General features: G+C 52.6%; 18 protein-coding genes and 1 pseudogene. 15 read left to right on the top strand and 4 right to left on the bottom strand.

All coding sequences use genetic code 11. The annotated features are described in order from the left end of the window. Nucleotides 1-53 precede the first annotated feature (53 nt). The 3 genes and pseudogenes from FPZ45_RS13950 to FPZ45_RS13940 all read left to right on the top strand — a co-directional run. A pseudogene (locus FPZ45_RS13950) lies at nucleotides 54-128 on the top strand (IS200/IS605 family transposase); the annotation flags it as partial. Between the two features lie 307 nt (nucleotides 129-435). Then, entirely contained in the window at nucleotides 436-2,361 is a 1,926-nt protein-coding gene (locus FPZ45_RS13945) for an FAD-dependent oxidoreductase (RefSeq protein WP_144702790.1), read from the top strand. 21 nt (nucleotides 2,362-2,382) lie between these two features. After that, nucleotides 2,383-3,588, top strand: coding sequence for an acyltransferase (locus tag FPZ45_RS13940; protein ID WP_246120452.1), 1,206 nt, complete (start codon nucleotides 2,383-2,385; stop codon nucleotides 3,586-3,588). A gap of 33 nt (nucleotides 3,589-3,621) precedes the next feature. Here the strand turns inward: FPZ45_RS13940 and FPZ45_RS13935 are convergent, their stop codons facing one another. Next, nucleotides 3,622-4,872, bottom strand: coding sequence for a sensor histidine kinase (locus FPZ45_RS13935; protein WP_246120451.1), 1,251 nt, complete (start codon nucleotides 4,870-4,872; stop codon nucleotides 3,622-3,624). Nucleotides 4,873-4,880: 8 nt separating this feature from the next. Further along, a complete protein-coding gene (locus tag FPZ45_RS13930) occupies nucleotides 4,881-5,576 on the bottom strand; it encodes a response regulator transcription factor (protein ID WP_144702788.1) in 696 nt (231 codons plus the stop codon). Nucleotides 5,577-6,227: 651 nt separating this feature from the next. Between FPZ45_RS13930 and rbsK the strand changes: the two genes are divergently transcribed. The 6 genes from rbsK (at nucleotide 6,228) to FPZ45_RS13900 (ending at nucleotide 11,856) form a co-directional block, all read left to right on the top strand. Beyond that, on the top strand, nucleotides 6,228-7,142 hold the full coding sequence (gene rbsK, locus FPZ45_RS13925) for a ribokinase (protein ID WP_144702785.1): 915 nt from the start codon (nucleotides 6,228-6,230) through the stop codon (nucleotides 7,140-7,142). A 153-nt stretch (nucleotides 7,143-7,295) separates the two neighbouring features. Continuing rightward, entirely contained in the window at nucleotides 7,296-8,138 is an 843-nt protein-coding gene (locus tag FPZ45_RS13920; protein ID WP_144702782.1) for a class I fructose-bisphosphate aldolase, read from the top strand. A gap of 1 nt (nucleotide 8,139) precedes the next feature. Beyond that, nucleotides 8,140-9,312 (top strand): Gfo/Idh/MocA family protein, encoded by a 1,173-nt coding sequence (locus FPZ45_RS13915; RefSeq protein WP_144702779.1) that lies wholly within the window; start codon nucleotides 8,140-8,142, stop codon nucleotides 9,310-9,312. A 4-nt stretch (nucleotides 9,313-9,316) separates the two neighbouring features. After that, complete coding sequence (locus tag FPZ45_RS13910) at nucleotides 9,317-10,534, top strand: carbohydrate kinase family protein (protein WP_246120450.1); 1,218 nt, start codon at nucleotides 9,317-9,319, stop codon at nucleotides 10,532-10,534. Continuing rightward, on the top strand, nucleotides 10,531-11,076 hold the full coding sequence (locus FPZ45_RS13905) for a D-lyxose/D-mannose family sugar isomerase (RefSeq protein ID WP_144702776.1): 546 nt from the start codon (nucleotides 10,531-10,533) through the stop codon (nucleotides 11,074-11,076). The genes FPZ45_RS13910 and FPZ45_RS13905 overlap by 4 nt, the downstream gene beginning before the upstream one ends. Nucleotides 11,077-11,103: 27 nt before the next feature. Beyond that, entirely contained in the window at nucleotides 11,104-11,856 is a 753-nt protein-coding gene (locus FPZ45_RS13900; RefSeq protein ID WP_144702773.1) for a DeoR/GlpR family DNA-binding transcription regulator, read from the top strand. A gap of 281 nt (nucleotides 11,857-12,137) precedes the next feature. Here FPZ45_RS13900 and FPZ45_RS13895 read toward each other — a convergent pair whose 3' ends face one another. After that, nucleotides 12,138-12,419, bottom strand: coding sequence for a winged helix-turn-helix transcriptional regulator (locus FPZ45_RS13895; protein ID WP_144703195.1), 282 nt, complete (start codon nucleotides 12,417-12,419; stop codon nucleotides 12,138-12,140). A gap of 281 nt (nucleotides 12,420-12,700) precedes the next feature. On the opposite strand from FPZ45_RS13895, the gene FPZ45_RS13890 reads away from it, so the two are divergent. The 3 genes from FPZ45_RS13890 (at nucleotide 12,701) to FPZ45_RS13880 (ending at nucleotide 15,027) form a co-directional block, all read left to right on the top strand. Continuing rightward, nucleotides 12,701-13,549 (top strand): VOC family protein, encoded by an 849-nt coding sequence (locus tag FPZ45_RS13890; protein WP_144702770.1) that lies wholly within the window; start codon nucleotides 12,701-12,703, stop codon nucleotides 13,547-13,549. A 49-nt stretch (nucleotides 13,550-13,598) separates the two neighbouring features. Then, nucleotides 13,599-14,192 (top strand): NADPH-dependent FMN reductase, encoded by a 594-nt coding sequence (locus tag FPZ45_RS13885; protein WP_144702767.1) that lies wholly within the window; start codon nucleotides 13,599-13,601, stop codon nucleotides 14,190-14,192. 211 nt (nucleotides 14,193-14,403) lie between these two features. Then, complete coding sequence (locus FPZ45_RS13880) at nucleotides 14,404-15,027, top strand: 2OG-Fe(II) oxygenase (protein WP_144702765.1); 624 nt, start codon at nucleotides 14,404-14,406, stop codon at nucleotides 15,025-15,027. A gap of 71 nt (nucleotides 15,028-15,098) precedes the next feature. Here the strand turns inward: FPZ45_RS13880 and FPZ45_RS13875 are convergent, their stop codons facing one another. Then, nucleotides 15,099-16,304, bottom strand: coding sequence for an S-layer homology domain-containing protein (locus FPZ45_RS13875; RefSeq protein WP_186438396.1), 1,206 nt, complete (start codon nucleotides 16,302-16,304; stop codon nucleotides 15,099-15,101). A 169-nt stretch (nucleotides 16,305-16,473) separates the two neighbouring features. Here FPZ45_RS13875 and FPZ45_RS13870 point away from each other — a divergent pair, with 169 nt between their 5' ends. The 3 genes from FPZ45_RS13870 to FPZ45_RS13860 all read left to right on the top strand — a co-directional run bounded on the left by FPZ45_RS13870 (nucleotide 16,474) and on the right by FPZ45_RS13860 (nucleotide 22,367). Then, nucleotides 16,474-17,706, top strand: a complete 1,233-nt coding sequence (locus FPZ45_RS13870; protein ID WP_144702759.1) for an aminopeptidase — start codon at nucleotides 16,474-16,476, stop codon at nucleotides 17,704-17,706. A 390-nt stretch (nucleotides 17,707-18,096) separates the two neighbouring features. Beyond that, nucleotides 18,097-21,234, top strand: coding sequence for a hybrid sensor histidine kinase/response regulator (locus FPZ45_RS13865; RefSeq protein WP_186438395.1), 3,138 nt, complete (start codon nucleotides 18,097-18,099; stop codon nucleotides 21,232-21,234). Continuing rightward, entirely contained in the window at nucleotides 21,228-22,367 is a 1,140-nt protein-coding gene (locus FPZ45_RS13860) for a response regulator (protein ID WP_144702753.1), read from the top strand. Before FPZ45_RS13865 ends, FPZ45_RS13860 begins: the two co-directional genes overlap by 7 nt. The last annotated feature ends 136 nt before the right edge of the window (nucleotides 22,368-22,503 follow it).

Here is a 22,503-nt window from a genome sequence, read left to right as displayed (position 1 = left end):
TGTGAAAGCCGACCAGACGGTCGGCTTTTTCTATGCCTTTCTAGTTCGTCTGGGATAAGAGCGGTTTAGCGCATACAAAATGGAACTGCAAATATCACATCGTATTTGTGCCCATATATCGTCGACAAGGGAAGCCTGATTCGTCAGGCTTTTTCACTTTTGTGTAGGAAAATTATTGTCTTCAAATATTGCACAAATTTGCCCACATTGCCGACAACAGACACTATGTCACCAACATTATGGAGGATATAAAAGGATAAAGCATTTCTCGAAGCTGGAATCGTTATTATTTTTTCAGCAAAAGTTAAGAAATCGGGAAGAAGTCGGTGCACCGGTTCATAAGAACTGTTGGCTATACTTGACCTCGTTGACGGCAACTACGGATTTCCTTCAACGATGCAAGCATAACTCTACTTCTAAGGACGGATACCATCGATGAAAAACTTGTTTGCAAGACGCATTACGACGACCGGAATAGCCATTCTTCTTCTTTTTGGACTGCTTGCCGCGGGTTGCAGTCCCTCTTTATCCGACAAGCGTAAGGATGATCCTTCTGTAGTCAAGACTCAGAAAGCCGTCGAATCGGCGTATCGGATCGACCCCGATTACGACTTGATTGTCGCGGGTACCGATCCCGAAGGGATTGCCGCTGCAATTTCCGCCGCGCGCAACGGCCTGCACGTGCTTCTTGTCGACGGCAGAGGCCGCGGCATGCTTGGCGGTCTGCTGACGGAAGGCGGACTGAATTCACTGGATTTGAATAGAATTCCCGGGAGCCAAAGCTCTTTTCTGAATAAAGGATTGTTCCAGGAGTGGTACGACAAGATAGAGGGAAGCTCGTTCGACACGATCACCGGCGCTAACGCATTTTACGATATGGTGAAGGTCGAGCCAAACATCGATCTGATGATGGGTCTTCAGGACTGGAAGCCGTTCGCGGAGAACCGCAACGGTAGAATTCAAGTAACGGGAATGGAACTGACCAAGTCGGACGGCGCTGTCCTCGCCGTCCGTTCCGGCGCCGTCATCGACGCCACGCAAGATGGGGACATCTATGCGATGGCAGGCTCGGACTACACTGTCGGCAGGGAAGACGTTGGCGATAAGACAAGCCTGATGGTGTCCACGTTGGTCATTCGGATGAGCGGCGTGACCGACTCGATATGGAAAAAGATGAGGAAACACGCCGGATCGGGGTCGGACGAGAGGAGCATCTGGGGATACAACGAAGCGAGGGAGTATCAATCGAGCGATCCCAAGCGAATCAAGCTTCGCGGATTGAATATCGGCAGGCAAAACGACGGAACCGTCCTCATCAACGCCATGCAGTTGTTCGGAGTCGATCCCCGCGATCCCGAGTCGGTCGAACGGGGGCTGAAGGACGCCAAGAAGGAGGCTCCGTTGATTGCGGATTTCCTTCGAAAGAAGTTTCCGGAGATGAAGGATTTGCAATATGCCGGAACGGCCGAGGAACTGTACACCCGGGAATCCCGGCATCTGATCGGAGAGTATCGGCTCACGACGGCCGATGTCATGGAGGACCGCACGCACTGGGACGACATCGCTTACGGCTCCTATCCCGTCGATATTCAAAGCACGAACGACGGAGTTGTCGGCACGGTTCTTATGAACCCCAAGCAGTACGGGATTCCTTTCCGCTGTCTCGTTCCTGCCGGAACGGACGGTCTGCTGGTCGTCGGGCGTTCGGCGAGCTACGACTCGATCCCGCACGGAAGTGCCAGAGTCGTCCCGCTCGGCATTGCGACGGGGCAGGCGGCCGGAGCAGCGGTCAAAATCGCGCTAGACCGCAAGATCAGCTTCGCCGATTTATCGCGTTCGAAGGAGGCAATTGTCGAACTACAAGGCACGCTGGTCGAGCAAGGCGTAGAACTGACGGCCCAAAAGCTGCCGACTCCGAGCTATATGAAGCATGAGCAGTACAAAGGACTGTTGTTCGCCGCCAGCACCCTGTTCGTCTCGGGGGGCCTCAAGAACGATTGGAAGCTGGACAGCCCCACGAACTTGCAACGGTTTTACAATTCTGTCAGCACTGTCAGGAACCTGCACTCGGATTTGTTCCACGGCGATCTGTCCGGCGTATTGACCGATTATGACGCTGCCGCCAAAATGTCGTTGTCCCTGGACGATGCTGCCTTCATATTTGCCAAGGCCGCGCAGGAAGACGACGAGCTCACGTCCGAGAACGCTCTGGATGAACTGATCTCGCACGGCTGGATCACGAACGAGACGTTGGATACGATCTCCAACCGCAGCCGTCTGACAAACGGGGACCAGTATATGCTGCTCCGCGATATAATGGTGAACGGGCTGGGATATCGTTTCGATAGCGATCCGGCCTAAGATAAAGGGAGGCCTATTGGATTGAACGACACCGCCGCGCCCTTGCGCAGAGAGAATCTCGCCCCGTTGCAGATCGTCAGGGCGCTTTGCATCATTGCAGTCCTCTGCGTTCATTCGACTTCCAATGCTATCGCAGAGATGAAAGAGTCGAACTATTACCTGGTATACAATTTTCTGAATACATTCATGAGGTACGGCACCCCTACGTTTATTTTTTTGAGTAGCTTTGTTTTGTTTTATAATTACTACGAGGCGCCGTTGACCGGCGGCCGAATCGGCCGCTTCTACGGCAGAAGGTTGAAGTTCATCTTGCTTCCGTACTTCCTCTTCTCGGTTTTTTATTATCTCGTGGCTTACGAATTGAACCATTACGATCTTTCGTTGGCGGAGGCGATTGGCCAGTTCGGCAGGAAGGCGCTTGTCGGCAAGGCGTTTTTCCATCTTTATTTCGTTTTCGTCAACGTTCAGTTTTATTTGTTCTTCCCGCTGGCCCTCTGGACTCTGAAGAAGGTTCCAGGGTTGCTGAAATGGTGTATTCCGCTCGGACTGGCTCTTGAATACGGCTTTGTTCTGCTCAATAAATACGACTGGCATGTGACCCATCCGGGCAGTTGGATGCTCTCGTACGTCGCTTATTACTTGCTAGGGGCGTACCTGGGAAGCTGTTTTCCGAGAATCAAGGGTTGGATCGTCGCCAGTCGCGACAATGCGACGAAGGCGAGGGTTGCGTTCTGGGTGCTGATATGGGGAGGGTGGCTGGCCGCGGCGTTGAGTCACGTGTTCGTTTATTATCAGCAGCGCATGTACGGGACGCGTTACAATACGCTTTTGTACGACTTTTTATGGAATGCCCACACGTATCTCGGCGTCGTCGTTCTGATTCAAATCGCTTTTTTCATCCACCGCCGTCTCTCCAAGAGAGCGTTAAGGATGTTGAGTCTTCTCGGCTCGCTTTCCTTCGGAATCTATTTGATCCATCCGTTCTTCCTTGTTGTCTATGAGAGCCATCCGCCGTCAACCGGCAACTCCATGCTTATTCATGCGTGGTATGCGGGAAAATTTCTAATTGTGTTGGGCTGCTCCTGGCTGACGGTAGGGTTGGCTGCGAGATATTTCCCCTTCTCCTGGATCTTCTTCGGAAATTCTTCGTTACGCGAGGTGGGAAAAGCGCGGCGTGTATCGGACCCGGGGGAGACCGGGAAAGGCGGAGCTTGGCATGCCGATTAGTATGGGAGACAGCCCGAGACGGCGGCCTTCCGCTTATTCGGCCGCCGTCTCGGCTTTCTCGCGAATCGGAAAACGGGTTTCGAAGGACGTGGCTTTCTTGCTGCTCTGTGCGTTAATGCTTCCACCTTGTATTTCGAGGATGCTTTTCGTGATGGCCAAACCGAGTCCGGTTCCGCCGGTCTCCTTGGATCTGGAACGTTCGACCCGATAGAACCGGTCGAAGATAAACGGCAGTTCAAGTTCAGGGATCGGCTCTCCGTAGTTTTGCAGCCGGACCACCATCTCCTTGCCGTCAATGAAGAAGTCGATGTCGATATATTTGCCGGTATGACCGTAACGGATGGCGTTGGAGAGCAGATTTTCATACCCCCGTACTAACAGCCCGCCGTCCGCGAGCATGGTGAAGTCGCCCTCGTGCACGTTTAGCCGGCATTCCATGCCCGCCTGTTCCAACACCGGCACGAACTCTTCGACTAACTGCCGAATGAGCCCGACGAGATCGAGCTCGCTCAGATCGAGGGGGATGCCGTTGTTGATGCGGGTATATTCGAACAATTGGTCGATCAATTTCCGCAAAGCCAGCGATTTCTCATAGGCGATATTGACGTAGTAGCGCAATTCGGTCTCATCTTGATAACGATCCTCCTCGATCACTTCGAGAAAGCCCAGAATGGATGTAAGCGGCGTCCGCAGATCGTGCGATACGCCCGTGATTAGATCGTTCTTCGTTTTCTCCGCTCTGCGCTCCTCGTCGATCGAAGACTTTAACTGCCCGCTCATCCGGTTGATGCTGAAGGCCACTTCCCCCAGCCTACTGCCGGAGACTTTCGGAATCTGATAATTGAAATTCCCTTTGGCGATTTCCTCCAGGCCGCGCGTAATCTCCCGGAGCTCATGGTCCCACTCGACGCTCAGCTTGTTCATACTATCCGCGATCGCGCTTAGCTCATTCTTGCCCTTTACCGCCGCTTGATGTTCGAATCGTCCGTTCGCGATTTCCTGCAATCCTGCGTCGAGCTTCTGCAGATCCTGCACCAGAAAGGCGCTGGCCGGGAAGAAGGCGAACGGAAAGATGACGGTACCCGCGACGATCATGGCGCGATTCGAACCGTAGTTTTCGATGATCCATACAAACGGGATGTTCGCGACTGGAATTTGGACGAGCATCTCCGTCAGGAAGTAGCCGACCAGGATCGTAACCGCCGTCAGGCCTAGACTGGAAAGAATAATCAGCAGCAGGCGCCAACGAATCGTATACCGCCAAGAATATCGGATTTTTCTCACCTCTTATCTCAGAATGTTTCGATTTTGTAGCCGATTCCCCATACCGTTTTAATAATTCGGGGTTCCCGGGGGTTCGTTTCGATCTTCTCGCGGAGCTTGCGGATATGCACCATCACGCTGTTCTTTGATTCCATGAACGGCTCGTTCCAGACTTCCTCGTAGATTCGATCCATGCTGGGCACCACGCCGCGGTTGACCGCCAGAAGGCGGAGAAGCGCAAATTCCCGAGGCGTAAGCTTGACCTCCCGCTGATCCACCGTGACCGTATGGGAGGCGATGTTAACGACTACGTTATCGATCTGGATCTCGTTCGCGTTAGCCGGCGCGGCTCCGAAACGGTTCACCCGCCGCAACTGCGACTTGATGCGAGCGACCAGTTCCAGCGGGTTGAACGGCTTGGTGACGTAATCGTCGGCTCCGACACTCAATCCGGATATTTTATCGATATCCTGGCTTTTGGCCGACAGCATGATAATGGGAATGTGGTTCGTCTCCCGTATTTTCATGCACGCCTCAAGTCCGTCCATCTTCGGCATCATAAGGTCGAGAACGATCAAATCGACCTGCTGGGCCTGCAGGATGTCGAGCGCCTCCAAGCCGTTGGAGGCTTGCAGGAGCCGATAACCTTCGTTCTTTAGATAAAGACTCATTAGCTTGATGATCTCCGCTTCGTCGTCGACCATCAGAATCGAGCTTTTGTTCATGGTTCCTCCTTCATACGCCTCTTTATACGAGGGTTGTTCATACAGCGATCAATAGAAGACTGTCCATGTTGAGTATAGGCTAATCTTCTTAACAAGAAGGCTTGAAAAATCTTAATAAATGCTTAATTTGGGGGACCCACTGGGGCGAACGAATGGGAAATATACCGGCGATGTCGAGGATGTCTCTGTCCCCTTCTTCTTGGATTATTTGCGTTCACATCTGCATTTCTTAGAAGATCGTCGGCGAGGGAAAGCCGCCCGACGACTGGCTCGGGTACGTTCTTCCCGTGTCCGCCGATGCTAGTATGTCCATGCTCGCATGGCTAACGGACGTCCGCGCCGTTATTTCTATGAAATCAGCGTTTTCCGGGATCTTGCGGACACCAGAGCGCTTATTTGTCTGAAAAAGCATAGATTTGGCCATTTTTGCACGATTAGCGGCTGTCACGTCCGTAAGAATTTCAATCAGCGGATAATCGGACAATTAAGTGCTGTCAGGTCCGCTAAGCTCGGTGGTGCAGGGGTGGGCTGCTTGCTTTCCTTAGTCAAACGAATCGTCTATCCTAATAGTGTACGATATTCAAAAGAGTTCGCTTTACCGTAAGATGCCTCTGCGCAGGGGCGTACACTTTTAAGGATCAGGTGACGATAATGACCAATGTTTTCTCTATTGGAAGCTTGAATATGGATGTCGTCTATCAGGTTTCCGCTCTTCCTAAGCCGGGAGAGACGATCCAAAGTTTATCTCGGAAGCTCTTTCCCGGGGGGAAAGGAGCGAATCAAGCCGTGGCCGCCGCGCGAAGCGGCGGTTCCGTCTGGATGATCGGAGCGGTAGGCGACGATTCGTACGGAGAAGCGTTGCTAAGCGCGCTTCAGGCTGACGGTATCCGGACCGAGACCGTTCATCCGACGGAAGGGGATACGGGTACGGCATTTATTACCGTGGATGCGCATGCCGAAAATCATATCGTCTTAGCAGCCGGGGCAAATGGCCGCCTGTCGCCTTCCGATATTCCGGAATGGATATGGGGAGAAGCGGCGATGATCATGCTCCAGAACGAAATTCCATGGCCGGTGAATTGGCATGTGCTGGAATCTGCCCGGAAACGGGGCATTCCCGTCATCATGAATGCCGCGCCTGCCATGCATATAGAGGAAGAGGCGTTCCCGTTAATCCCGATTCTGGTCGTGAATGAAACGGAGTTGGAAGCGATTAGCGGGCAGCGCGTAAGGGACTTAGCCGATGCTCGGGCTGCCGCGGGAATGTTAATCGTTCGTGGCGTTAACAACGTGCTCGTTACTTTGGGCAGCCAAGGCTCTTTGTGGGTCGCGCACGGAGAAGAAGAGTTCTGGACGCCTGCGTTCCGGGTTGAGCCGGTCGACACGACTGCCGCCGGCGATACATTCATCGGTGCTTTCGCTGCGGAGTACGCATCTGGCGCTCCCGTTCAGCAGGCACTCCGCTTCGCCTCGGCTGCGGCCGCCATCGCCGTAACCCGCGAAGGAGCGCAAATATCCGTGCCTAGACGCGAAGAGATTCTGCATTTCATGGAACAGCGCGGTTGAATACAAACCGAGCCATATAAATTTGGGCAAACCTGACATGCGTTACTTGGTTGGGTTTGCCTTTTTTTCTCGACATCCATCGGTTAATCGTTTATGCTAATGTTTGAAACGAACATTAATGTTGTAAACAAAACAATTTCCGAGGTGACGAGGATGAGCGCAAAAGCTCGAATGAAACGAATGTTCAGCGAAGAGGGTAAATGTTTCGATGTTGCGATCGATCACGGTTTTTTTAACGAGTTCTCTTTTCTGGCATCCATCGAAAATATGAAACAAGCGGTCGAGACGGTTGTCGACGCGAATCCGGATTGCATCCAGCTTAGCATTGGCCAGGCCAAGCATTTGCAGGAGCTTCCCGGCAAGCACAAACCGGGTCTCGTGCTGCGTACGGACGCCGCCAACATCTACGGTACTAAGCTTCCGAAATATTTGTTCAGCGAAGTCGCCGATAACGCGATCGAACACGCGGTCCGTCTCGACGCAGTTGCCGTATGCGTGAATCTCCTGCTTTTGCCGGATCAACCTGATCTTCATTACCAATGCGTGAAGAACGTGATGAAACTGAAATCCGAAGCCGAACGGTATGGCATGGTGCTCATGGTTGAGCCGCTTGTCATGCTTCCGAACGATAAGAACGGCGGCTATATGGTCGACGGAGATATCGAGAAAATCATGCCGCTCGTTCGGCAAGCCGCCGAACTCGGCGCGGACGTCATTAAAGCGGACCCTTGCGATAACGTGGACGAGTACCATCGCGTCATCGAAGTCGCATCCGGCGTTCCGGTGCTCGTTCGGGGAGGCGGCCGCGCTGCCGACGAAGAAATCATGGACCGCACGGTCCGGCTTATGAATCAAGGAGCCGCGGGTATTGTTTACGGAAGGAACGTGATCCAGCACCCGAACCCGGCCCGGATGACCAAAGCGCTCATGCAAATCGTGCATAAAGGCGCAGACGCCGAGACGGCGTTGGCCATTGTGAGAGGGGAGCGCGACTGATATGGCGGGGACGGAAGCGGCTAGAAAAATAATCCGATTCGGCGTCATCGGATGCGGCCTGATGGGCAAAGAGTTCGCGAGCGCGGCGGCACGTTGGTGCCATCTGTCGGATGTGAACTTCGAACCTCGCATCATCGCTGCGTGCGACGCGAATGCTTCGGCGACATCTTGGTTCGAGCAGGCGGTGCCGAGCGTCAAGTATGTTTATACTGACTACAAAGACTTGCTCGAAAATCCGGAAGTGGACGCGGTCTATTGCGCCGTACCTCATCATCTTCACGAGCGCATTTACATCGATATCATTCGGGCAGGCAAGCATCTGCTCGGGGAGAAGCCGTTCGGTATCGATCAAGAAGCGAACCGTCAAATCTTGAGCGAAATGAAGGCACGCCCGGACGTTATCGTACGTTCTTCCTCGGAATTCCCGTTCTTCCCGGGCGCCATGCAGATTACGAAGTGGGTTAACGAAGGGCGGTTCGGGCGAATCATCGAGGTGGAAGCGGGCTTCTGGCACTCCAGCGATCTCGACCCGCGCAAGCCGATCAATTGGAAACGCAGAATCGCGACGAATGGCGAATACGGCTGCATGGGCGATCTTGGACTTCATGTGCTACATTTGCCGATGCGTTACGGCTGGCACCCTCGCAACGTCAGGGCGCTGCTGAGCAAAGTCGTCGAGGAACGTCCCGACGGCAATGGCGGCATGGCACCTTGCGAAACGTGGGATAACGCGATCCTCGCCTGTGACGTTCGGACGGCAGACCAAAGCTTCCCGATGGTACTTTCCACGAAACGTATCGCTCCCGGTCACGCCAATACGTGGTTTATCCGAATTCAGGGAACGAAGCTGTCCGCGGAATTTTCGACCAAAAATCCGAAGCAAGTCGCGTCCTTGCCTTACGAACCCGGCGGCTCGCAAGCGTGGCATGTCGCGGACGTGCCTTACCAGTCGGCATACGGGACGATCACGGGGGGGATTTTCGAATTCGGGTTTTCGGATTCCATCCTGCAGATGTGGGCGGCTTTCTGTGACGAGGTTGCGAACGGAAAAGACGGCATGCTGCAGCCTTTCCATTGCGCGACGCCGGAAGAAGCGGCCGGAAGCCACGCTTTGTTCACGGCGGCGCTCGAATCCCACGCCACGGGGCAAACCGTTAACGTGATCGGAGGTTAAGGCCGTGACCACCTGGAACCTGCCCTATCCGGTAGCGGTAGCCGGACACATATGCTTGGACGTTATCCCCGCCATGCGCGGTACGCACGAATCGCTGCAAGACGTATTTGTCCCGGGCAAGTTGATCGATATCGGCCCGGCCGTGCTCGCGACCGGCGGTGCAGTCGCTAATACCGGGCTCGCGCTGTTCCGCCTCGGCATACCGGCCCGGTTGATGGGCAAAATCGGGGACGACTGGTTCGGTCAGACGATTCTCGGCATTTTGCGGCAGCACGATCCTTCCTTGGCGGAAGGGATGATCGTCTCCCCGGGAGAAGCGAGCTCATACTCCGTCGTGATCAATCCGCCGGGGATCGATCGGATGTTCCTGCACTGCACGGGCGCGAACGATACGTTCGCATCGGACGACGTCTCCGACGAGGCGCTGCGGCAAGTCGGTCTATTTCATTTTGGTTATCCGCCGCTCATGCGCCGTATGTACGAAGACGACGGGACGGAGTTGGCCTTGCTGATGCAACGGGCGAAAAGGGCGGGCGCGACGACTTCGCTCGATCTGGCAAGGCCGGACCCCGCCTCGGACGCGGGCCGGGCGGATTGGCGGAATATTTTGAAGCGCGTATTGCCATCCGTGGACTTGTTCCTGCCGAGCATCGAGGAAATCATGTTTATGCTTCGCAGGGAGCAATATGATACACTTTCGAGTAACGAGCTAAGCGCTTATATGAATGCTGAATTGTTAAGCGAGCTTACCGATGAACTGATTGGCATGGGCGCGGCCGTTGTCGCGCTCAAGCTTGGAGAGTACGGGTTATACTTGCGCACGACAAGCGACGAAGTCCGATTGGCCGAGGCCGGTCGATACGCGCCCGGACTTCAGAATGAATGGGCAGGTAGGGAACTGTATGCTCCGTGCTTTAAAGTGTCTGTCGCGGGGACGACCGGCGCGGGAGATTGCACGATCGCGGGATTTCTCGCGGGCTTCGCCCAGGGGCTGTCGCCGGAGGAAACGATGATCGGCGCGGTAGGAACGGGCGCTTGCAACGTAGAAAGGCCGGATTCGGTCAGCGGCATCGTGCCATGGGAAGCGCTGCGCGAACGGGTCGCTGCGGGATGGCGACAGCACGGCACCGGCGACTTGTTAAGCGGGTTCGAAGAGAATCCGCGGGAAGGTGCAGTCGTCTGGAGCGGACCGAACGATGCGAAGGGGGAGAACAGGACATGAAACGAAGCGAATACGAGAGTGCAAAGCAGCGTACGGAAGAGATGTTCGCGAAGGCGGGGATCGTCCTGACCGCCGAAGAGGCAGACAAGATCGAAGTCGCCGGCTTCGGCTTGAACGATCTTGAACGGCAAGGTCTAGAGCTGATCACGTACGTGAACAGCTCGCGCTATTGCGCGAAGGAACTTGTCCTGTTCCCGAGGCAATCTTGCCCGGAGCACCTTCATCCTCCGGTCGGAGACGATCCCGGCAAGACGGAGACGTTCCGTTGCCGCGCGGGTAAAGTGTTCCTCTACGTGAACGGGAGATCGACGGACGGCATTCAAGCCGTCGTTCCGGCGGGAAGCGAAGCTTACTATACCGTAAATCATGAAATCGTATTGGAGCCGGGACAGCAATATACGATCGAGCCGGGAACGCTCCACTGGTTCCAAGCGGGCGATGAAGGGGCGATCGTGTCGGAGTTCTCGAGCACAAGCCGGGACGAATACGATATTTTCACCGATCCGCGCATCGAACGGATGCCGGTTATCGAAGAAGAGTAGCCCATGAAGTAAGGAGTTGGATTTACTTTGCACGAACTTAACGAACGCCAGCAGAAGATCGTCGAACGGCTGGAATCGGAAGGCGAAATCAAAATCAACGAGTTGAAGCTGCTGTTCGACGTCACGGAAATGACCATTCGCCGGGATCTCGAGAAGCTCGAGCAAGCGGGCTTCGCCCGTCGGACGTTCGGCGGAGCGATCTTTATCGGGAAAGACGTGGCATTGAAGGTGCGTACCGGCATTCAGGTGGAGGAGAAAATCAAGATCGGGCGCAAGGCGGCATCGTTGATCCAGCCTGGCGACTCCATCTTCATCGACGGCGGCACAACGACATTTGAAATTGCCAGATCGATTAAGCCTAGAATGGATATCACGGTCGTTACGAACGCCTTAAACGTCGCCCACGAGCTGCTGGACAAAAAAATACCGACGATCGTCGCCGGGGGGATGGCGATGGAGGCGACGGCAACGCTCATCGGTCCGATCGCGGCTTCGACGATCGCTTCGCTGGCGTTCGACCGCGTGTTTCTTGGCGCAACGGGGCTTACCGCTTCGCACGGTTTTAGCAACTCCAACGCCCATGAGACGGAAATCAAGAAACTGGCGATTTCAAAGGCGGCCGAAGTGAATATCGTGATCGACCATACGAAATTCGGGGCTAAAGAATTATTTTCCTTCGCGCGTTTGGGCCAAGTTCACAGGCTGATCACCGACCGGTTGCCCGAAAACGAGCTAAAGGAGGCTTGCCAGTCTGCTGGCATTTCCGTGATTGAGGCATAAGCAAATACATTTTCTGTCGTTCATCGTAACGGAAATCAGCGACGTTATTTCATCGAAATCAACGTATTACAGAATCTAGCGGAAGTCAGAGACCTTATTGTGCCTCGCATAGCATGAAACCATCCGTTATCGAGCGATTAACGGCTATCATTTCCGCTAGAATTCACATTGATGGCTGATCGGACAAATAAGAGCTGTCATTTCCGCTAGCTTCCCGGTGGCTCCCATCAGCAACACAGAAAAGCCGACCCGAGGTCGGCTTTTTTGCGTTGGAGGAGAATTTACGGGGAGGCGCTGGGCAGCCAGGTTTGCGACCATCGTTCGACTTCCCTCATGATAGGTTCGAAAGCTAAACCCTTATCCGTCAATGAATATTCGATTCGAACGGGCGTTTCCGGGTAGATCGTCCGCTTGACGATCCCCTCGTTTTCTAAATCCTTTAACCTATCCGAAAGGACTTTGCCGCTTATGCCGAGGGCCGATTCCATATGGCAAAAACGCTGCGGACCGGACAACAACTGATAAATGATCATCCCTGTCCATCGTTGGGCTAATAAACGCATGGCTTTTTCAAAACTGGGACAAATCCATGTATGCAATCGAATCCCTCCTTAGCCTCGTTCTATTATCTTACAATACTTCATATAAAATATCTAATTACTTTTTATTCGTAACTATATTGACTAACGGTGGTTATGTGTAATAAAATTACTTACATAAAGTAACTAACTGTATAACATACAGAGACTGGCTGGTGGTTAGTGAATAATCATGATAGCAAGGTCGTGATATGGAAATCGTAAAAGCGAGCGATATCGGTGCAGTCCTGTTAAGGAGGTAGAAAATGAATTTTCATCGCAAGCCAATCACATACGTTGGTCAAGTAAATCTCAAGGTAACGGACTTGAACCGTTCTTTGGAATATTACCAAAAGATTATCGGTTTTCGGGTATTAAGCCAAACTGAGAAATTTGCTGAGTTAACGGCCGATGGAAAGACCGTCCTGTTAACGATTGAACAGCCGGACGACGTTGTAGCCAAGCAAGGAAGAACGACCGGATTGTATCATTTTGCGTTGCTTCTCCCTTCGCGCTCCGATCTTGCGCAGTTTGTCGTGCATCTTTCCGAACGGAACATCCCGATCGGTTCGGCCAACCATTTGGTAAGCGAGGCGCTGTACTTGTCGGACCCGGATGGAAACGGGATTGAAGTATATCGGGATCGCGATCCTTCGGAGTGGTCATGGGACAATAACGAAATCGCGATGGCTACGGATCCATTGGACTTTAGAGACCTTCTTGCAGGCGTTAAAGAACGGACTTGGAACGGTTTGCCTTCCGATACCGTGATGGGGCATATCCATTTGCACGTTTCCGATCTGAACCAAGCCAAACAATTCTATCTTGAGGGACTTGGATTTGAGCTTGTTTTACGCTTCGGTGGGCAAGCGCTGTTCTTCGCCGACGGTAAGTATCATCATCATATCGGTTTTAATACATGGAACGGGGTTGGCGCGCCCCAACCACCTGAAAACAGCGTTGGCCTTAAATCGTATACTATCGTTTATCCGGACGACGAGGCCAGAGCGAAAGCCGTTGCGAATTTAAATCGGATCGGTGCTTTCGTAACGGAAGATGGCGAAGAATTCCTAGTTGCCGATCCGTCGGGAAATCGAATTCGATTATTGGTGTAACCACGCAAGAAACGAGCAAATAAGGGCAATATATAGGCGGTGCGAAAACATGGCATTATGGGATAAATGGTTTGGAAAAACAACCAAGGAGGAACATACAATGACAAAGCTTAATATCGGGATTATTTTAGGAAGCACACGCGAAGGACGCGTAAGTCCGCAAGTAGGAGATTGGGTAAAGGGGATCGCGGACAAACGTGGGGATGCCAATTATGAGATCGTGGATATCGCCGATTATAAGTTGCCGTTCTTGGGCACAACCGACGGCACGGAACCGGGGATTGCAGCCTGGAATGGAAAGCTTGCAAGTTTAGATGGTTTCGTATTTATCGTACAAGAATACAATCACAGCATTACGGGTGCATTAAAGAATGCGCTCGACTTTGCCCGGGAAGCATGGAACAACAAATCGGGAGGAATCGTAAGCTACGGATCGACAGGCGGGGCTCGTGCTGCTGAACATCTGCGGGGGATCATGGGCGAATTGCTGATTGCGGACGTGCGTGTGCATCCGACGCTTTCCTTGTTTACGGACTTCGAGAACGGCACGGTTTTCAAACCGAACGAGTTGCACCTTAACAACGTCAATGCCATGCTCGACCAAGTAATCGCCTGGGGCGGCGCTCTGAAAACATTGAGATAAATTGCATGATAAAATCATAGCCCATAAGTAGGCAACCTAAAAGGCGTGAGTTCGGTACTTTACCGGACTCATGCCTTTTAGGTTTGTAGTCGAGGAGAATGCAAATTGTATAAACATTATGTATAAAATTGCATGTATTCATTTGAACTAATTTTTTATCATATAGGTATTTAGTGGAATTATTTGTATTCGAATAGTGGAGGCCGACTCTATGATTTCGGAAATTTCTATTTTACCTATTCAACTTTCTTATCCTATCGATGATCGCATCATTACGGCCCTTGTTTTGAATGATGCGCCTTTGATTATGAAGTTCGATCATGTATTAAGCGATGATGAATGCCAGGCCCTAATCGAGTCGGCTTCGTCTCGTTTGACGAGATCGAAATTAGCAAACAAAGAGGTCAGCCAAATACGCACGAGCAGCAGCATGTTTTTTGACGAAAACGAAAACCCGTTCATTGCTGCGATTGAGAATCGCATAGCGAGTCTGATGCATGTGCCCCGTTCCCATAATGAAGGGTTACAAGTTTTGCATTACGAGCCCGGACAAGAGTTTAAGCCGCATCACGATTACTTTGGTCCCCATCACCCTTCTAGTCAAAATAATCGAATAAGCACGTTAATCCTGTACTTGAACGATGTAGAAGAAGGAGGGGAAACCACGTTTCCTCGCTTAGGGATTGCCGTTAAACCGACAAAAGGTTCCGCCGTATACTTCGAATACTTCTATAATGACCCGCAAATAAATGAACTAACGTTGCATAGCGGCGGGCCTGTTATCAGAGGCGAGAAATGGGTAGCTACGCAATGGATGCACAGGCAACCGACTTGAAATTGTTGAAAAAGGCAAATACCTAGATCACGCCATGTGACCTTTAGGTATTTGCCTTTTGAATTTCTTTCTTAATAACCGCCTACATATTTTCCGCCGACCCATATGATAACATCGTTATCGCCGTTTTTAGTCAACTGTTCCGGATACCTTGCCTTGTATTCAATCGTAAATTTCAAATACCATTTATCCCCAGGCGGAAAGGCTACCGGATGGGCCTCATCGGTTAACTGTTCGTACGTGTACTTCGTCGTTACGCCATCGACTGTTATATTCAAATCCAGCACTTGTTCGGATCTAAGGCTTATAATAACGGACTTGGCCTTTTGTCCGTTATTAGGATCGAATGCGGCATAGAAAGTTTTATTGCCTTTTTTATTTTTATACAAGTCGACATCGACCCCGGTTGCAGAATCAGGATAGACGTAGTGCACAGCAAGCCCATCCCTTGGAAGTATATCAGCCAAATCTATCTGAGGTTCCCGAAGCGGAGCTTTTTGATAGATGTTATAGAGCCGGTACAGAATAGATGAGATTTCTGCACGCGTGACAACCCGCGAAGGATAGAAATTGCCCTGCTTATCGATAACCATAAGTCCAAGCTTATTAAATCTATATAGTGCTTCAGCTTTCATATATTCAATATCCGACGAGATTTGAATACCGGATTTGTTATTTTTGTCTACGCCGACGATCGGAGACATCGTGGACGCCGTTTTCCACCAAGTATCATATTGCTTCTCGTTCAGCAGCACCTTCTTTTTAATATCCTTTGCCTTTGCCAGCGTCTGCATGATCGATTTGTTGCTTGGTTCATCCATATACAGATATAGATCGCTGAATAAAGCATCCAGAACCATCATCAATTCCCATCTCGTCATTACCTTGTCCGGCGAATACGAATAGGTTTCCTTGTTCCAATTTTGCTTGTCGGCTGCATAGATCGGATCGATTGCGCCGTATACCTCTGAAAATGGTTTGCTTGCCCAGTGTGTTTTAGGAACGCCCGGAATGCTTTTCGGCTTGGATGCCCTTAACTCCGGAAATAAGCGATAGATCATGACGGTTACATCCGCCTTGGTTACCGATTTGCCAGGCTTAAAGGTGCCGTCTTTGTAACCTTCGATGACTTTACGTTTGACCATGAAATCAATCGCCGTGCGTGCCCAGCTAAATTCTTTGGTATTGACATCGGAAAACGCGGCGTTGGCTGGCGGCGCAACTAATGTAAAAATCAAAATAAAAGCAAACGCGGATAAAATCCATTTTTTAAGCAAGGGTGGCACTCCTTTTTCTAGTTGTTGGAATTTGTCGAATTGCGAACTAGTTAATATTACCACGTGCGGGGGACAAATGGGGCAATATAAGAGGGGGAGCGGCAAGATTTTCCGATTTGGTACAATAGACGATAAGCGTTCCGCATCTAAACTAAAGGAGCCCTAAAAAATGAAAAATTTCGAAGTCCTTCTCAACAAATATGCCGAACTGGTTATCCGGGTCGGAGTGAACATCCAGGCCGGGCAAGTGCTTATCGTGCATGCCCCGATCGAGACTGCCGAGTTAACGCGAGCCATCGTGGCGAAAGCCTACGAAGCGGGAGCCAAATACGTCCTGGTGGAATGGGGGGACGATGCGGTTACTCGGGCTCGGTTCGAGAAAGGATCGGACGATTCCTTCGATTATTACCCGCAGTGGCAAGCTGACAGCATGGTGAAGTTTGCCGAAGAGGGCGGAGCGATCTTGCATATTAAAGTGCCTAACCCCGATCTGTACCAAGGAATCGACTCGGGCAAAGTATCGCGAGCGGTCAAAGCCGCGGCCGTCGCGAATAAAGAATATTCAAAGTATACGAGGAATAGCAAAATCAGCTGGTCGCTGATCAAAGCGCCGACTCGCGCATGGGCGAACAAAGTGTTCGCCGACCTTCGGGAGGAGGAGCGGGTCGATGCGATGTGGGAGGCGATTTTCCATATGGTTCGCGTATATGCGGACGATCCGGTCGCCGCGTGGCAGGAGCACATTTGGCAATTAAAGACGAGGCAGGATCTCCTCAACGATAAGTGTTACAAAAGCCTCCGCTACCGAGCTCCCGGAACGGATATCCGCGTGGAGCTTCCCGAGGGGCATATATGGCGCGGCGGTGGTGGAGAGAACGAGAAAGGCGTCTACTTTGTCGCGAATATGCCGACCGAAGAAGTCTATACGATGCCGCATCGTTTGGGCGTAAACGGGACGGTGAAGAGCACTCTGCCTCTCAACTTGAACGGCAGGCTCGTCGAGGGGATAACTTTTACGTTCAAGGACGGTAAAGTGGTTTCCTACGACGCGGAATCGGGCGGTGAACATCTCGCCTCCTTGCTGGACACGGACGAAGGCGCGTCTTATCTCGGGGAGATCGCTTTGGTCCCGCACGACTCGCCGATCTCCAACATGAACAGGGTTTTCTACAATACGGGAATCGACGAGAACGCCTCATGCCACTTCGCGCTGGGCAGTGCATATCCCGTTAATCTGGAGGGCGGCACGAAGCTTTCCCCCGACGAGCTGCTGGAGCGGGGGGCGAACGTCAGCTTGACGCACGTCGATTTTATGATCGGTTGCGCCGATCTCGATATAGACGGCGAGCTTCCAGACGGCACCTGCGAACCGGTTTTCCGCAAAGGAAACTGGGCTTATTAACGCGGATCCCCCGATATAGGGGGATCTGCTTTTTTTTGAATGCGGACGGCGGCAAACTCTAACGGAAATCAGCGTCGCTATTTCGTTGAAATCAACGTATTACAAAATCTAGCGGAAGTCAGAGACCTTATTGTGCTTAGAAAGGCATGAATCCGGCCTTTTTCGGGCGAATAACGGCTGCCAGTTCCGTTAGAATGATATTCAGCGAATGACGGGGCAATTAAGTGCTGTCAGTTCCGTTAGCATCGGCGGTTTAGGCGAGATCCCCATCCGAAGAGCATTTTGACGCCGAAGACGGTTTTTGCTTGCTTGTGAGGATTTTGGGAGAATGCTGTGGTAAAATCCGCGTATGAGCGTTTTGGAGTCTAAGAGGGAATGAGGAGGTTGACAATGCGAAGCTTGAGCTTGCGACGAGGAATGCGTTTCGGTTACCGGGCGGCGGGGCTCGCGTTGATTCCACTGTTTTCGTTCGTTATTCTGACGGCTATCTATCAATATACCATTCCCGACCGGACGGCTCCGGAAGCGCGGCAGGGCGTACTTGATCTGAGCCAATGGGATTTCGGCAGCAAAAGCTTCATCCCTCTTAACGGGGAATGGGTATTCTACCCGAATGAGCTTTTTACGCCGGATGATTTCCGCAATGGGCGCGCGGCGGACACGCCTTCCATCTACGCCGATATTCCAAATGCATGGTACGGCAGCAACCCTGCCGACGAAGCAAGCCAGGCGAAATACGGAACCTATCGCTTGATCGTGAAGTTGAATGAGACCGGGGGCGGCAACTATGGCTTGCGGGTATCCAACGTCAACTCGGCGCATCGCCTTTACGTGAACGGTCTTTTGCTTGGCCATGGAGGCACCCCGGCTGCCGAGAGCCAAAACTATATTGCTGAAAATAAGCCATACAGCACGTTTACTACGATACAAGGGCCGGAAATGGAAGTCGTCTTGCAGGTTGCGAATTTTACGTTATCTAATGGCGGAGGATTCGAGGATTTATATTTCGGGTCGCAGGCCGATATTCTCCGGTCGGACCGCATTTTATTTGCTTTCGAATTTTTCGGACTGTTCATCTTGCTACTTTTCGGAGGGTACCACCTCAGCATTTACGCCATGCGTATGAAAGACAAGGCGTACCTTTACAGCGGACTTTACTTCCTTACCTTTCTGGTGTTGGTCGTACTGGACGGAGACAAGCTCGTACTGCAGCTTGTGCCTGGCATTTCAAGCGAAGCGTATCACAAGATGTATAACTTGGGCGGATTCTCGAACATTGCCGTCTTAGCGATCTTCCTTTATTACTTGGACGGCAAGCTGCTTACACGCAGACATCTCGCCGTGCTGCTATCTCCGATCGGCATCTATTTGGGAGCCGTGCTTGTATTGCCTTACGAGGTATATTCCAAGACCGGCAATCTGCCTTGGGATTACGTCACGCTGGCGGTTGCTTTCTATTTATACCGAGCCATCAGACTTTACGTGAAGAAGGATGGGAAGCTGGAGCGCAAGGAAACCATACTGGTGATCGGAATGCTGGTCTCCGTCATCATGGTCCTGCTGGTGGGAGTGCTTTACTCGCTCGACTGGGTACAGACTGACTTCGGGCGGCGGATTGCTTTCCTAGCAGTCATCATGTTCATGAACACCTTGCTCGCGCTGCGACTGACGCATGCAACGGAGCAGACCGAGAAGCTGACGGAGCAGCTGCTCGTTCGCGACAAGCTGAAGGACGAGTTCCTGGCGAATACGTCGCACGAGTTGAAAACGCCGCTGCACGGCATCCAGAGCATCGCTTCTTATTTGCTGGACGGCAAAGCCGGCGATTTAACCGATAGGCAGCGCACGGAGCTGTCTCTTATTCAGGATACCTCTACTAAGCTTTCGGCGCTCGTGAACGATCTGGTCGATGTCGTTCGCTTGAAGCATGGCGATCTTCAACTGAGCCAAACAGCCGTGGATCTCCGGGTCGCCGCGGAGACGGCGTTTCAGGTGCTGGAATTCGAGCTGGCCGGCAAGGAAGTACGGTGGGTGAACCGTATTCCACCCGGCGCTTTGGCCGCTGCGGATGAGAATCGGGTGCGGCAGGTGTTGTACAACCTGATTCACAATGCCATTAAGCATACGAAAATGGGCCATATCGAGATCGACGCCGCATCGGCGGAAGGCTGGCTGAGCGTATCCGTCGAGGATACGGGGATCGGCATTTCGCCCGATCTCCACGAAGCAATATTCGGCTACTTCGAACAGGCGGATCAAGCCATGCCGAACGACGGTTACACGGGAATGGGGCTGGGGCTTTATATCGGCCGTCAATTGATCGAGAGGATGGGGGGCCGTATTTTCGTCGAGCGGTCCGAACCGGGACAAGGCACGCGGATGACCTTTACGCTCCCCCTCGCACAGGAAGGCAGGGAAGCAGCTTCCTTATCGGCTTCATTTTCAGCGGAAGCGAGAAGCGAGATCGCCGCTGCGGTTCATACGCAGTTGGATATCGTCGACCCGATGAGGGAGAATACCGTGATGATCGTTGACGACGAGGCGTCCAACGTAAGAATTCTACTCAATCTGCTGGGCGACGAATACAACGTGATTACGGCTTTTTCCGCGAAGGAGGCGCTTCGTAAGCTCGAAGCTTTCCCGCATATCGATCTGATGATTCTCGACGTCATGATGCCCGAGATTTCGGGGATCGACCTATGCCGGACAGTGCGGGAAACGCGCTCGGTGCTCGAGTTGCCGATCCTGTTCGCCACCGTGAAGGATTCCCTGCATGATATCGAGCTATGTTTCCGGGCAGGAGGAAACGACTTCATCGCCAAGCCGTTCGACGCGAAGACGTTGGCTGCCCGGGTTCGGACGTTATTGTCGATGAAGACCTCGATGGATCAAGCCATCCGCAATGAGATCGCGTTCCTTCAAGCACAGATCAAGCCGCATTTTCTATACAACGCGATCAGCAGCATTATTTCCTTCTGCTATACGGACGGAGCAAAAGCCGCTTATCTGCTCTCGATGCTGAGCCGCTATTTGCGAATGGTGTTTCAGCGGGATCTTCACACGCTATTTGTACCGCTTAGCGTTGAATTGGAGCTCATTCAGGCTTATGTGGAGATCGAGAAGGCGCGGTTCGGCGACCGTCTTTCCTTCAAGCTGCAGCAGGATCCCGGGCTAGAATCGGTGGTCATTCCATCTCTTACGATCCAACCGTTCGTCGAGAATGCGATACGGCATGGCATCTTTGAAAAAGACGGCGTAGGAACCGTGACGTTATCGGTTGCGGACGGGAACGGGTACATCCGGTTTGACGTTCTCGACGACGGCGTCGGCATGGCGGACGATGTGCTCTATCGGTTAAAATCCGGAGAACGTCCGGATGGGTCCGGCATCGGAGTGACCAATGTCCGCAGACGGCTGGAAGCCATGTCGGGCACGAGCATATCCATCGAGTCCGCCTTGGAGCAAGGAACGAGGGTAACCGTATATTTGCCGAAACGAGAGACGGACGGAGGGGAGCCGAATTGCTGAACGTCATGATTGTAGAAGACGAGAAGCCGATTTTGGATCTGATGGAGAGGCTTGTCGGACAGCAACCGCTGTTGAACGTCGTCGGGGCGTTCACCAGTCCGATCACCGCGTTAGAAAGTCATGAGGAGTTGAAGCCCGACGCCGTTTTCCTCGATATCGAAATGCCGAAGATGGGCGGCATTGAGCTTGCGGACAAGCTTAGAATGCAAAACGAGGAGCTTCAAATCGTGTTCACGACGGCTTATCCGGGTTATGCGGTAGAAGCCTTCCGCGTCAGCGCGGTCGATTATTTGCTGAAGCCGGTCACCCCTGAGGCGTTGGAGCGGGTCGTGGCAAGACTATCGAAGATTCACGCCATGCGCTCGGCGCTTAATCCTGTTAGCGCGGATAAAGAGGAAGCGACCGTTCGTTGCTTCGGCACGTTCCAAACTCGGGGTCAAGACGGAAGCCCGATGAACTGGCCGACCCGAAAGACGGAGGAGCTGTTCGCTTATTTGCTTGCCTATCCGAACCGGCTAGTGGGCAAATGGCAGCTGGCCGACCTGCTCTGGCCCGATCTGGATGAAGACCGCGCGCTCCATAATGTGCATAACACCGTCTACCGGTTAAAAAAAGCGCTAAAGGACGCGGGAGTGGGCGTAGACTTATCCAATAGCAACGAAGGTTATCATTTGCGGATGTCCCCCGGTTTCTCGGATCTGGAGCGATTCCGGGACTTCATGAACGGTACGGCGGAGATCGACGAGCGAAATGCGCCGGAAGGCGACAAGCTGCTTCGGTCCCATGCCGGACCTCTGTTCGGAGGCAAGGACTATGTCTGGAGCGCGGGTCTCGCCGCCGAGATTTCGGCGCAGCAAGCAGGTCTTGCCCGCATGATGACCGCCTATTATCGTCGAAGCGGAGATCGTGCGGCGGCGAAAGAGGCGCTGCGCGTCTACTTGTCCTATGCCCCGCTGGACGAGGAAATGACGGGCGAGCTTCTTCGCTTGTATGCCGATGACGGGGAAGCGGGTCCTCTTCGCGCGCAATACGAGCAGCATGTCAGAAGAATGGAGAGCGAGCTTGGCATAGCCCCCTCGCAGGAGATCCGGAAGCTGGCGGCTAAATTCGCCACGGCGTCGACGGAAGCGTAGGGAATTCGAATCGTATATTCGATCAGGAGCAGGAACGGAGGGATCGGCATCCCTCTGTTTTTTTTGCGTTATTGCTTGCGAAGGCGATCTTGGGAGTAATTTGGGAGAACGGTTTGATATTCTGGCGATAGTTGCC

It is taken from the genome of Cohnella terricola (genome assembly GCF_007786475.1).
In the GTDB taxonomy this organism is placed as follows: Bacteria; Bacillota; Bacilli; order Paenibacillales; family Paenibacillaceae; genus Cohnella; species Cohnella terricola.
The sequence above is the reverse complement of the archived record's forward strand: the minus strand, read 5'-3'. Positions and strand labels throughout refer to the sequence as shown.